At 38.4% G+C, this 12,913-nt stretch carries 13 protein-coding genes; 4 read left to right on the top strand and 9 right to left on the bottom strand.

Going from position 1 to position 12,913, the window contains the following annotated elements; translation table 11 throughout:
- Positions 1-194 precede the first annotated feature (194 nt).
- From DS885_RS06420 to queC, 3 genes are all read right to left on the bottom strand, one after another.
- A complete protein-coding gene (locus DS885_RS06420) occupies positions 195-899 on the bottom strand; it encodes a DUF3581 domain-containing protein (RefSeq protein ID WP_113818608.1) in 705 nt (234 codons plus the stop codon).
- Between the two features lie 172 nt (positions 900-1,071).
- Positions 1,072-1,725 (bottom strand): cupin domain-containing protein, encoded by a 654-nt coding sequence (locus DS885_RS06425; protein WP_113818609.1) that lies wholly within the window; start codon positions 1,723-1,725, stop codon positions 1,072-1,074.
- Between the two features lie 28 nt (positions 1,726-1,753).
- Positions 1,754-2,416: a 7-cyano-7-deazaguanine synthase QueC gene (gene queC / locus DS885_RS06430; protein ID WP_113818610.1), complete on the bottom strand. Its 663-nt coding sequence runs from the start codon at positions 2,414-2,416 to the stop codon at positions 1,754-1,756.
- An 86-nt stretch (positions 2,417-2,502) separates the two neighbouring features.
- Between queC and queE the strand changes: the two genes are divergently transcribed.
- Complete coding sequence (queE, locus tag DS885_RS06435) at positions 2,503-3,180, top strand: 7-carboxy-7-deazaguanine synthase QueE (protein WP_113818611.1); 678 nt, start codon at positions 2,503-2,505, stop codon at positions 3,178-3,180.
- A gap of 77 nt (positions 3,181-3,257) precedes the next feature.
- Here queE and DS885_RS06440 read toward each other — a convergent pair whose 3' ends face one another.
- Positions 3,258-4,118, bottom strand: coding sequence for a polysaccharide lyase family 7 protein (locus tag DS885_RS06440; protein WP_113818612.1), 861 nt, complete (start codon positions 4,116-4,118; stop codon positions 3,258-3,260).
- 218 nt (positions 4,119-4,336) lie between these two features.
- Between DS885_RS06440 and DS885_RS06445 the strand changes: the two genes are divergently transcribed.
- Positions 4,337-5,464, top strand: coding sequence for a M14 family metallopeptidase (locus DS885_RS06445; protein WP_113818613.1), 1,128 nt, complete (start codon positions 4,337-4,339; stop codon positions 5,462-5,464).
- A gap of 89 nt (positions 5,465-5,553) precedes the next feature.
- On the opposite strand, the gene DS885_RS06450 is transcribed toward DS885_RS06445, so the two are convergent.
- From DS885_RS06450 to DS885_RS06460, 3 genes are all read right to left on the bottom strand, one after another.
- On the bottom strand, positions 5,554-6,825 hold the full coding sequence (locus tag DS885_RS06450; RefSeq protein ID WP_113818614.1) for a leucine-rich repeat domain-containing protein: 1,272 nt from the start codon (positions 6,823-6,825) through the stop codon (positions 5,554-5,556).
- 163 nt (positions 6,826-6,988) lie between these two features.
- Positions 6,989-7,714, bottom strand: coding sequence for a heparan-alpha-glucosaminide N-acetyltransferase (locus tag DS885_RS06455; RefSeq protein ID WP_113818615.1), 726 nt, complete (start codon positions 7,712-7,714; stop codon positions 6,989-6,991).
- Positions 7,715-7,735: 21 nt separating this feature from the next.
- Entirely contained in the window at positions 7,736-8,350 is a 615-nt protein-coding gene (locus DS885_RS06460) for a LysE/ArgO family amino acid transporter (RefSeq protein ID WP_113818616.1), read from the bottom strand.
- 123 nt (positions 8,351-8,473) lie between these two features.
- Here DS885_RS06460 and DS885_RS06465 point away from each other — a divergent pair, with 123 nt between their 5' ends.
- Positions 8,474-9,382 (top strand): LysR family transcriptional regulator ArgP, encoded by a 909-nt coding sequence (locus tag DS885_RS06465; protein ID WP_113818617.1) that lies wholly within the window; start codon positions 8,474-8,476, stop codon positions 9,380-9,382.
- Positions 9,383-9,394: 12 nt separating this feature from the next.
- On the opposite strand, the gene DS885_RS06470 is transcribed toward DS885_RS06465, so the two are convergent.
- On the bottom strand, positions 9,395-9,844 hold the full coding sequence (locus DS885_RS06470) for an RrF2 family transcriptional regulator (protein ID WP_113818618.1): 450 nt from the start codon (positions 9,842-9,844) through the stop codon (positions 9,395-9,397).
- A 153-nt stretch (positions 9,845-9,997) separates the two neighbouring features.
- Here DS885_RS06470 and hmpA point away from each other — a divergent pair, with 153 nt between their 5' ends.
- Complete coding sequence (gene hmpA / locus DS885_RS06475; RefSeq protein ID WP_113818619.1) at positions 9,998-11,182, top strand: NO-inducible flavohemoprotein; 1,185 nt, start codon at positions 9,998-10,000, stop codon at positions 11,180-11,182.
- An 86-nt stretch (positions 11,183-11,268) separates the two neighbouring features.
- On the opposite strand, the gene DS885_RS06480 is transcribed toward hmpA, so the two are convergent.
- Positions 11,269-12,913 (bottom strand): response regulator (locus DS885_RS06480; protein ID WP_258546857.1); only part of this gene is annotated, 1,645 nt, incomplete at its 5' end.

Consider the following 12,913-nt stretch of genomic DNA (forward strand, 5'->3'; position numbering starts at 1 on the left):
TTAATACAATTGGTATTATTATTTAGGGGCACTAAAATTTGTTTTCAATAGGAGATTTAAAAATTTTTTATTTTTATTGAAAGACAGAAATAGCTGGGGAGGTGTGGGTAATCATGTTGTGTTTAGGTATAAAAAAGGGAAAACTGAGTTTTCCCGCATCATTATAATTTGAACCCAGCGTTCACAGCAAAGTCTTAAAATGCGTTGCGGTTTGCTAGGTAATTATCTGCAAAGGCTGTAATAGCATCATGGTCATAAGGTTTTAAACCACCAACCACTACTGTTTTAATACCACGGCCGATGATTTTATCACCGTCATAAATATCAAAATGTAAAAATTCGTTAGCACGTTTTGATTCAACTTCTAGCTTACTTTCAGCTAATTCTACACGCAGAGGGTTTGTTAACGTTAGGCTATCAAACTCAAAACTCATGCTGTTGTACATTACTAATGGACGAGCAGGATTAAACATCACTTGATGTTTTTTCATTAACGGCATTAATAGCGTTGGGAAGTTTTGACCAGAAAAAACCACATAGTTTTTAATCAGAGACTCAATTAACCCTAAATCTTGTGTTGTTTCACCTGACTTGTTGATTTCTAGTACGCTTTTGCCTTGTGCATTGGTAACAACAATGTCGTCGCTTGTTGCTTCAGGGAAAGTTAATGGAATATTGTCTCCCACCATATTGGTGAAAGTGAAGCTCATTGATTTGCTTACACCGTATTCTTTTAATGCTAATGAAAACAATAGATCGCCAGGTACACAGAATCTTTTTGAGTCAGGGTCATGAATAGGGTTGAAGTCTTGGCATTCTTTTTTGGCAAAGATACTTGCTTGCTCTGCACTGATGGTGATGTTGCTGTCTTGCTGGATATAATAAGGATCTAGTAACATTTCAGCTCTCTGATTTAAAACATATGAATAGGAAAAAGCATGCCAAATAACGGCGTAACTTCACATTTTATAAAAAAAATGGCAGATTTGGAATAGCAGAACTTGAATTAGTTAAATATTGGCGTTGATCCTGCTTATGTTTGTTAGCAGCGCTTAATCTAAAATAATGCAGTTATATTGGCAAATGACCTGTTTTTACTAGAATAATTGTTTCTTCCTCAACAAACGGGTTATGTTCACTCATGTGTGGGCTACGAATCCAAGTATGCTTTGAGTAAAGACCAAACTCATCTTGGAAAGTTCCTGAAATCACTAATATCTCTTCACCAGCAAAGTGCTTGTGCGGCTTGAAACGCTCGCCAGCTGGCCATTTTACTAATGCGGTATGTTGGCCTTCAAAGTCGTGTAGTGGCATCACTTGTAAGTTACCAATTCCTTGTAACCAAGGCGCTTGTTGTGTATTAATACGAACAGATTTCAGGTCTGCATCATCGAATTGATTAAGCTTTACAAAGATTAAACAGCCTGGTTCACTAAAAGGTTTATGTCGACTATTTGGAGGATTACGCAGGTAAGTACCTGCGGGGTAATCACCATCTTGGTCAGAGAAAACACCTTCTAGCACAAATATCTCTTCACCCTGTGGGTGAGGGTGTTCACTGAAATATGATTTAGGTGCATATTCTACAATGCTAGTGATATGCACTTCATCTTCAGACCTGGCTAATGGTTTACGCAATACTCCAGCCATTGGACTGTTTATCCAAGGTTGCTGTTGTGTATCGATGACTACTTGTTGGGTGAAGTCGATATTAATATTAGCCATGTTAATCCTAGATGATGATTGTTTTATTTTAAGCTTCGTAGCTAATTGGGTCGGTTAAACCATTGCTAGCAAAGGCTTCTAAACGTTCTTTACAGCTACCACATTGACCACAGGCTTTTTCTCGGCCGTTATAACATGTCCAAGTTTTGCTGTAATCTAAACCCATTCTTAAGCCATCTTTTAAGATGCCTACTTTATCGCTCTTTAAATATGGAGAATGAATTTGTGTTTTTTCATAATTAGCCACTGCTGCTACTTCATTCATTTTATCAACGAAGATAGGGCGGCAATCAGGGTAAATCTCATGGTCACCTGAGTGAGCTCCGTAATAGACTTGCTCAGCGCCAATCGAGACGGCATAGCCGATAGCTAACGAAAGTAGGATCATATTGCGATTAGGCACCACGGTATTAACCATGTTGTTATTGTCATAATCACCGGTTGCGACTTCAATGGAGCTGTCTGTTAAAGAAGACCCGCCAATCAGCTGGTTAATTGCAGTAATGTCGATAATTTTATGGTTGATGTCCAGTGATTGACATACCTCACTAGCGACTTGGATCTCTTTTACATGGCGTTGACCATAATCAAAAGTCAATGCAAAAGGGGTTAACCCTTCTTCAATCGCTTTGTGTAAAACAGTATAAGAGTCCATACCACCAGAATAAATAACCACGACCTTTTTGCTCATAACGCTTGTGTTTCCTATTGTATTCACTTATAAACAGCCCAAATAAAAAGTGAGCAAGTATATTTCAAAGAAGGCATGTTACGTCAATGAGTCAAAACTATAAAGTAAATGAACTATTTCAAACCATCCAGGGCGAAGGTTTTTACACCGGAGTGCCTGCTATTTTTGTTCGTTTGCAAGGTTGTGATGTTGGTTGTGCATGGTGTGATACTAAGCATACTTGGGAAATTGATCCGGATAAAAAGTCTGATTTAGTGATTGTTACGGATAAAAGTAATGAGTCTGACCGTTGGGCTGATTGTTCGGCTAAAGAGATTGTTGATGAGATAAAACGTTTAGGTTACACCGCTAACTTAATTGTGATCACCGGTGGTGAGCCTTGTATGTACGACCTACGAGAGCTAACACAAGTATTACATGAATTTGGCTTTTCCATTCAAATTGAAACCAGTGGAACTTACCCTGTATTGGTGGATCAACAAACTTGGGTGACCTTATCACCAAAAGTAAATATGCGTGGTAAAAAAGAGGTATTAAAAGAGGCTCTACAACGCGCTAATGAGATTAAACACCCGGTTGGCACTGAAAAGGATATTGAGCAGTTAGATGCTTTATTAGCGAAGCTTAAATCAGTAGACGATAAAACCATTAGCTTACAACCTATCTCTCAGAAAGCCAAGGCAACGGCATTATGTATGCAAGTGTGCATTGAGCGTAATTGGCGTTTATCAGTGCAAATGCATAAATATTTACAGATAGATTAAATTTTTGAACAGTATTTTCTGACCTGCAAAAAAGTGAAATGTTAACCCAAATAATGCGGGTTAACATCTATTATGATTTACTCTGTTTCTGTTGCTTTATATTGTAATTTGTAGAAGTGCGCTTCACTCATACCATGGGTGAATTGATTATAAACACCGGCTTTAAAGTAGCTTAATAGGTGACGCCAGTAATCAATATCATGTTCAACAAGACGCTTGCCATCGACATCAATCACTAATTGTTTATTGCCTACTGTGATATCAAAGGCCGTCGCTTTATCGGTTGCTGCTTTACCTAAATCATATTTTTTATAAGCGACGTCTGCTTTGCACATCTCTTTATCTTTATTCTTCTTACCAAAGGTTCCTTTACAAACCACTGCGTTGTTTTTCACAATACCCCAGAAATGGCCTTTTACACCGTCATTATCTTCTTTCCAGACCACGCGTAACAGTGGATGAGGGACATTATGTGTACCTTGGTTATCTAACCCTTTGTTGTGTACTTGGAGAAAGGTGATTTCATTTTGCTTGGAATCAGAGTCCTTCATGGAGCCGATTGGATCAATGAGTTGTACCTCAGCACTCAGTGTGTAGTGCTTGTTTGGTAAGTCGGTACGAAAATTATTATGTACACGTACTTCATTGCGCAGGTGTGTTTCTTTCATTTTAAACACTAAGGCTTCTGACTTTTTATCAACATAGAAATACGGGCTAACAATACCGCTAAAGTCACCATCTAATGCAAAGTATTCTTTGTTACCTTTTTTACCTTCAGGGTCTGATATCTGTAATTCTGAGGCTTTTAATATAGATTGAAATTGCGGGTAGTTAACGGGCTCTCCTAATACTCCATCAGGGTTTGAAAAAGCCACGTTTGCCTGCGCGACAGAAGTGAATGCGAGTAATGCAGGGATAATAAAGCGATGTTGTTTCATAGTTAATTACCTTAGTCATTCTAATAATTTAGTCATATTGTAGTATTTATTGAAATTAACATATGCAAACATTCAGTGATGAGCGTGAGCGCAACTTTTTATCATAATAATTCGCTTTTTTAATTGTTTATGACCTAGCGCGTAATCTTAAAGGCTTGTTGTTGTGGCGTAATCAGTTATGCTCAAAACTCTTTAACGATATTTACAAAGGAAAGGTTATGCGCATTACAGCTAATTTTGATTCGGGAAACATTGAAGTCATTAATTTAGAAGATAAAAAAGATGTTCAATTGGCTATTCGTCCAGATGTGGGTAACGAGTTTTTTCAATGGTTTAACTTCCGTGTAGAAGGCGAAGTGGGCGAGCAATATGTCATGAATATTGTTAATGCGGGTGAAGCGTCTTATTTAGAAGGTTGGGAAAATTACCAAGCTGTTGCTTCCTATGATCGTCAACATTGGTTCCGTTTACCTACTTTTTATAAAGATGGTAAATTAAGCATTGTAGTTAATATGGACTGTGAAAGTATTCAAATCGCTTATTTTGCACCTTATAGCTACGAACGTCATCAAGACTTGTTAGCGGCTGTGCAGATGCACCCTTTGGTTAGCCTTGAGCATTTAGGCGAAACTTTAGATAAGCGTGACTTAACGTTAGTAAAAGTAGGCGATGATGACCCTAACAAGCGTAATATTTGGATCACTGCTCGCCAGCATCCAGGTGAAACCATGGCAGAATGGTTAGTAGATGGACTGTTACACAGTTTATTAGACAGTGATAATGCAACCGCTAAACTATTATTAGATAAAGCTAATTTTTACATTGTGCCTAATATGAACCCAGATGGTAGTGTACGTGGGCATTTACGTACTAATGCTGCGGGTATTAATTTAAACCGTGAGTGGTTAAACCCAAGCCTAGAGAAAAGCCCAGAAGTCTTCCATGTGATTAATAAGATGAAAGAGACTGGTGTTGATCTGTTTTATGATGTGCATGGCGACGAGGCGTTACCCTATGTATTCCTTGCAGGCTCACAGGGCACACCAAGTTATAACGATAGATTAGCGAAACTGCGTGATAGATTCTCTGATGTCTTTAAGTTAGCCAGTGCGGATTTCCAATCTAAATTTGGTTATGAGATAGATGCGCCTGGTGAAGCAAATATGACGGTGGCAACAAACTGGGTGGCTGAACAGTTTGATTGTTTAGCCAATACTCTAGAGATGCCGTTTAAAGATAATGATAATGTACCTGACCCAACGATGGGGTGGTCTCCAGAACGCTCTATTAAGCTGGGCGAAGCATCACTAGTGGCGATGTTAGCAGTAGTGGATGAATTACGTTAATTGTTAGATTAACATCAAAAGAGCCACTTATTGATATTGTCAGTGGCTCATACTGTTATTTAGTTTTTTGTTCTGTGTATTATCACGCTTTAGCACATTTCAACTTTTTCAAAGGTTAATGCTTTTAACGCTTGGTATTCATGGTTTTCTTTATCTTCAATGCGGCAAATACTTAACAGGTCATCGATAAAGTGGATAAACGCACGTTCTTCCATCTCTTTAATGGTCTCTTGGATCATAGGCAGCAAACCTTGGTAGGTGCTGGCTGCCCCAAAGTCTCCAAAGATGATATTACCTTGCGCATCAAATAAGGTGTTATGAGCGTATAAATCACCATGGCACACTTGGTTATTATGTAAATGTTCAAAGACCCTTTGCATCTGCTCAACTATTGTCTTGATCGTGTTAATTGGTAATTCAAAACCTGCTTCAAAGGTATCGCGTGTGCAAGTATCAAAGTTAGGCGGTAAACCTAGGTTTTTAAAGTGTGGTGGGATTAATTCCATCACTAATGCTAATTGCTCTGCGTCGACAACACGCGCAATTGGTTTAACTAAATTATGGTGTTCACCGACTCTCAAGCAAGCATCTAATTCATCTTGAGGGTAGCCATCACTGGTGACTTCGCCTTTAAAGACTTTCACTGCAATTTCGTTTGGCCATAGGTTATCCTGGTTTGCTGCATCAACCCATTTGGCTTTATAGATAACCCCAGAAGCACCTCGTCCCAATACCTCTTGCAGCTCATAGTGTGAAGCATCAATCACCTGAATCGTTGAAGGTTTTGTCTCAGCGCTAGTGCTACAAAATGGGTTACCTGCAAAGGCAAACCAAGCTAACTTAGGTAGGTTTAATACCTGAATAGGGAATGCTAGTAATTGGTTGGCTGAGATGCGCAGTAATTCTAAATTTAATAGTTGGTCAGTACTCTTAGGCAGACGCTTTAATTGATTACCCGCTAAGGCAAGCTTCTGTAAACGAGGGCGATCACCCAGCGCTTCCGGTAAGTAGGATATCTGGTTATCAGTTAAAATTAACCACCGTAATGGCATAGGTAATGCCGCTGCACTAACCTGTGTGATCTGATTAGATTTAAAGCCAACCATCTCTAATTTAGGACAATCGCCCAAGGCTTCAGGGAGTTCTGTAAAACAGTTATTAGAAGCAAAAATAATCTTCAAATGACGTAGTTGCGCTATCTCTTTTGGCAAACTAGTAAGCTGATTATTTGATAAGTCTAGTATTTCTAAGCTTTCGGCTAAGGTTAAAATTTCCATTGGAAATTCTGTAAGTGATTCAACTAATTGTAAACGTTTGATTCCAATTAATTTTCCAGCTTTAAGTTGTGCAAGCGTATGCAAAATAGACTTCCTAATAATGGTACATTTTAAAAAAGTGGCGACATAATACAATAAATGACTGATAAGTGCCCGTATCAAGATGGGTTACAGCAACTCAAAATATCAGGGGTAGAGATAATAATAGGTTAGTTTGAATTTTATGCCTTACTTTTATGCCATACTTTTATGCCATAGTAATGGCAAACATAATGCCGTACATAATAGGTTGGTGAAGTATATAAATTGCTAAGGAATGCTGCCCTAATCGAGCTAAGGTATTGGTAAATTTATTATTTTTTGCTTTTAGATTAAATAATGATTTGTGCATTAAATAGATACCAATTAATACCGATGCAATCCAAGGAATAAAACTGGCTAAATCCATTGTCTTAGTAGGGATATTGAGATGATAGATGGACCACACCCAAATTGGTTTCATACTGAGCCAACCCATTTGGTAACTTATTAGGCAACTCACGCCTAAAAGTAGCGCAGTGTTTGGAAAACGAGAAAATACTGCGGCAATGGGTAACGCCACAGCAATAAAATGGATGATGCCAAAGTAGATCCAAGCATTTGGATACATGAAAATGCTACCTACTGTGATCAACCAAGCCACTGCAATTAGTTTTCCCGTGGATTTAGTCAATTTAAACCAGTTGATTTGTTGGGAGTAGGCGAGGTAACTGCTCATGCCAACGGCTAGTAAGAATCCGCTGACAATGACTCTTCTAAAGACTTGCCATTCAAACTGCTTACTGGTGTTAATGTTCCACCAATCAAACACTGCGAGGTTATAACAAAAGTGGAAGATAACCATTAACACAATGGCACTTCCACGTAATAGATCAACTTCAAATATGCGTTTTTTGTGTTTTAGCTGTGGCTCATCATGTTGTTTTATTAGCATCTTCCGTGCAAACTTTGTCTATTAATTCGTTAATACATAATATAACAAATAAGTAGCTAATACCCACATCATACAAGCGATTACAAAGTCGATTATCTGCTGGCTTCTAGGTTTAGATAGGACTGGTGCTAGTTTTTGACCTAATAAAGACAAACCAAAGAACCAAATAAATGAGGCGCTTACGCCGCCTAATACAAACCACGGACGTTGATCAGCTGTTAAGTTAGCGGCAAAACCACCTAGGATAACCACAGTATCGATATACACATGTGGATTAAGGATAGTAAAAGCACAGCACGCTAACAAAATAGCTTTAAAGTTGCGGTTTTTACTTTCTCCGTTGAGGTTATTGCCACCTTGTGCGGCACTTTTGAAAGAGAGGAATCCATAATAATACATAAACACCGCACCCAGTACGCCAATACCTGTGAGTAACCATGGGTTTGCATTAAAAACCTTAGCACCACCCCACACACCAACGGACATAAAAATAGCATCAGCAAGTGAGCAAAATCCTGCAACAAATAGATGGTACTGACGACGAATTCCTTGGTTTAATACAAAGGCGTTTTGCATACCAATTGGCATAATTAAAGTGGCCATTAACGTGAGGCCAGTAAAGTAGGTCGTAAGCATAATATTCCAGTAGCTGATTGTTTGTTGTGGCTACTATAGTTTTTTTCTTTATGTTAGTGTAGCTAATAAATTTAATGTTTAATTAGTTTTACTAATAATGGTGAATAGAGGAAGTTATAAGCGATGGATTTAAGCCAAATTGATTATAAGTTATTGAAAGCTTTGGATGCCGTCGTGATGGAGCAAAGCTTTGAACGTGCGGCACAACGTTTGTTTATTACGCAGTCTGCTATTTCTCAACGCATTAAATTATTAGAAAAACAGTTTGGTGAGCCACTGTTAATTCGTTCTACACCACCTCAATCTTCACCTCTAGGGCGTATTTTATTAGGCCATTATCAGCGGGTTTTACAGCTAGAGATGGAGCTAAATCAGCAACTTGATCTACAAACTAACCAAGCACAAACCTTACCTTTATCGGTTAATGCAGATAGTTTAGCCAGTTGGTTGATCACTGCGTTAAGTCCGATTATTCAGAAAAATAATGTGCAACTTAATCTATTTGTACAAGATGAATCAACGACTTGGGAACGTATGCGTAGCGGTGAAGCCTTAGCATGTTTAACCAGTAAAGCTAAGGCTATTAGCGGTAGTGACAGTCATTTCCTTGGGTACATGGAATATGTTTGTGTGGCGAGCCCTGATTTTATTCAACGCTTTTTTAAAAATGGGGTAAACAGAGAAAGTTTACAGCATGCTCCTGCGATGTCCTTTGATCAACATGATGACATGCACTTTGCTTTTATGCGTGAAAACTTTCAATTGCAGATGGGGCACTATCCTTGTCATACCATTCGCTCATCGGAAGCCTTTGTTGATTTAACCTTAGCTAGTGGTGCTTACAGTTTTAATAGTACCTTCAGTGTTGAACATCACCTGAAGAGTGGGGCGCTGGTGGATATCTTGCCCGAGCAGCGGGTACGAGTGCCCCTATACTGGCATTGCTGGCAATTAGGCGGAGAGTTAATGAAGCAACTCACCGAGCAAGTGGTGGAATATTCTCGTCAAGTACTGCAACAACAGAGCCTGTAGATCTACCGCAGATTACGCCAAATTAATAGGCTGATCTAAACTTACTTTCCACACATCATTGGTTTTAGCGATACAGATATCTGCTAAGCTGTGCTTTCTTAATTCATCGAGAAAAGCTTGCATTGCTTTATGAAAGATAGGCTTGACCAAACAAACGCTATTTAATCGACAAGGTGGATCTTGGCAGTTCACCGGAGCCAGGGTTGTTTCCATCACTTCAATCACATTACCTAAATTGATCAGGTCTGCGGATTTAGCTAGTTTTATCCCGCCACTTTTTCCTCGCACGGTTTGAATAAACCCCGCTTTACCTAAGTGATGAATGACCTTAGTAAGGTGATTAAAGGAGATCCCAAATAATTCTGCAATGTCAGTCGCCTTTGCTAATGGTGCATTATCAACCTGAGTATTTAAGTAAATTAATACACGAATCGCATAATCTGTATGTTTAGTGAGCTGCAATAGATAACCTTTTAACGCCGTTTGATTCTGTTGTTTATTGAACTTGATGGTTTGATTTTAATTATGCATTTTAATTGCATCTTTTAAAATAAGTATTTAATATGCATTTTAAGTTTAAACAAGTATTTTAAATGCAACTTAATGAGGTGGCACATGTTAACAGATAATGAAATTACGATAATTAAAGCGAGCGCACCTGCTTTGGCTGAATATGGCGAGCAGATCACTGGACGTTTTTATCAAATACTCTTGGAGAAAAATCCTGAATTAAAAAATATCTTTAACATGACCAATCAGAAGTCGGGTAATCAAAAGCAAGCATTAGCGATGGCGGTTTATGCTTTCTCAAAATATGTCGATAACTTGTCTGTTATCCTAGGTGATGTAGAGCGTATCGCGCAAAAACATGCCAGTTTAGGCATTAAAGCTGAGCATTACCCGCTGGTGGGCAGTGCGTTGCTAGAAGCTATTGAAGAAGTGTTAAACCCTGGTGATGAGGTGATTGCAGCTTGGGCGAGTGGTTATGGTGTACTGGCTAATGTGTTTATTGAAAGAGAAAAAGCACTGTACGAAGAAAATGCTAAAAAGGCCGGTGGTTGGTCTGATACACGTGATTTCACTATTGTAAAAATGCAGCAAGAAACGCCTTTGATCACCTCTTTTTATCTACAACCTAATGATCAAAAACCAGTTGCAGAGTATAAAGCTGGTCAATACATCAGTATTTATTTAACACCACAGGGTCAAGACTATCAGCAGATAAGACAATATAGCCTGTCGGGCGCTTTTGATGGGAAAGGTTACCGTATCTCAGTTAAAAAAGAATTAAATGGCCAAGGAGAAGGGCTTGTTTCTAACTATCTACACAGTCAATTTAAGGTGGGTGATACAGTAAAAGTGACACCACCATGTGGTGAGTTTGTGTTACAAGCAACCGATAATCCAGCTGTTCTGATTAGTGGTGGTGTAGGTATCACACCGATGCAAGCTATGTTAGAAACCTTAAGCAAACAAACGACAGCGCGTGAAGTCCACTTTATACATGGCGCACAAGACCAACAACATCATGCCTTTAAAGGGGAGTTAGATTTATTAGTTGAGCAAGCCAAGGTCAATGCTTACTGTTTCTATCAACAAACCGATAATGTGACGGGAAATGAACATCAAGGTTTGATTGATTTACAGAAAATACAGGGGCTATTACCTGCTGGTGCTGAGTATTATATTTGTGGTCCATTAGTCATGATGAAAGCGGTATATGAGCAATTGAAAGCGTTACAGATCAGTGATGATAAAATCCATTATGAAGTCTTTGGGCCGAATAAAAGCCTAGCTTAATATCATTGGTATTATCCTAACGCTGCTTAATGCCTTTTATACAAAGGATATTAAGCAGTGTTTTAAGCTATTCAGCTATTTAGAGACTAGATAGCGCTCTTGATTTTTTTGAACTCATAACGGAGCGCTTGTAAACGTTCAGCGTGTACTTCAGGCAAGTGTGTATTATTTAATAATGCAGTGGTATTTTGGAAGTTAACAATTAAATCCCCTTTGTTTTTAGGGTTCTTTTGTAACATATGAATAAACACCTGCGAGCGGTTTAAGATTGCACCTGAATTTAATGGCTCTAATAATAATGCTTGGTCAAAACGTTCTAATGCTTGTTCATATTCACCATTGGTGAAATGTTCGATACCCGCTTTATTATGTGCTTTAAAATTATTCATGCGCTTTTGTAACGCTTGCCCAGTGTGTTTTTTGATATTTATCTCAGTGGTTTGGTCGATAATATGACGTTGGTTTAACTCGGCCAATAAAGGCGTTGCTTCCTCAAATTCACCAATATCCAATAACGATAAAGCGCTTTCAATTAAAAAAGTGGTATCAAAATCTTCTACGACACCGGTTGTGTTTTTTAAGGTGTTAAAAATACGGCGTTTAGCTTTTAGTGGCTCGTTTAAAGCAAATAATACGTTGGCTTGGTAGATTTCATCAAAACCATTAAAGTTAAAGTCTTTACTCTTTCCTTCTTCAAAACGGCTTTGATACAAGGTTGAAGAGACTCGTTTTAGAATCTGTCGGCGCTCATTTAAGTCAGCTTCTTGTTTCGCTAAGTTAAGAATACTGCGCAAGTAATTCGCGAGGTGGCAAGGATCTGGGTAAAAAGAGTTACGACTCAAGAATAAAATAGAGCTGTAACTATTGACCATCACTAAATACTCCTCCATCTCATTAGCTAATAAAGCCACTTCTTGATGACGTTCGATACTATGATGTGTTGCATTAGCTGCTTGCGTTAAAATGGTTAAGGCATTATCTAATTGTCCATCTTGCTTGTAAGAGTGTGCTAACCACCGATAGGCTTCCATCTGCAAAGGTGAGTTCTCTATCAAACGTGTTAATACTTCAATGGACTCTTTATATTTTTTTTGCAAGAACAGCGATCTGCCCAAGCTAATACAGGGGCGAACCAAGGGTCTTAATTCAACTAATGGCTTTAAAATACGGTCAGCGTTAGTAAACTCTTCAGTCTCAATGTAGATTTCAGCCAGTAAGTTTTTACATAGGTTTCGGTTTTCTGAAGAGGCTTGGATCTTATCTTTACATAATGAGATAGCGAGTGGGTAATCTTTATCTGAGATCGCTTTATAGATATCTTGCAACATTGATTTACGCTTAGTAGCAGCGATTAAACGCGTACTTAGCTGAACAGGAGAGAAGGGCTTCATTAGATAATCATCAGGTGATTTTTCCATGGCCGTTAATACCATGCGTTTATTGCTGTCGCCGGTGATAATAAAACACAGAGCGTGAGCGGGGATTAACTTATTTTGCTTTAAGTAATCTAAAAGTTGTACGCCATTTTTACCTGCCCCTAAATTGTAATCAAACAGATAGATATCAAACTTAATGAGACTCGCTACTTTCACTGCCTGGTCAGTGCTTTCAACAAAGGTAATATTAGTAGCACCTTGGTTGATTAACATCGCTTTGAGCATGACATGGAAAGGTTTTTGATCATCTACGATTAAGATTTTTTTATTATTATAACGATACATAGTTAATACC

Source organism: Psychromonas sp. B3M02, assembly GCF_003318165.1.
Taxonomy (GTDB): domain Bacteria; phylum Pseudomonadota; class Gammaproteobacteria; order Enterobacterales; family Psychromonadaceae; genus Psychromonas.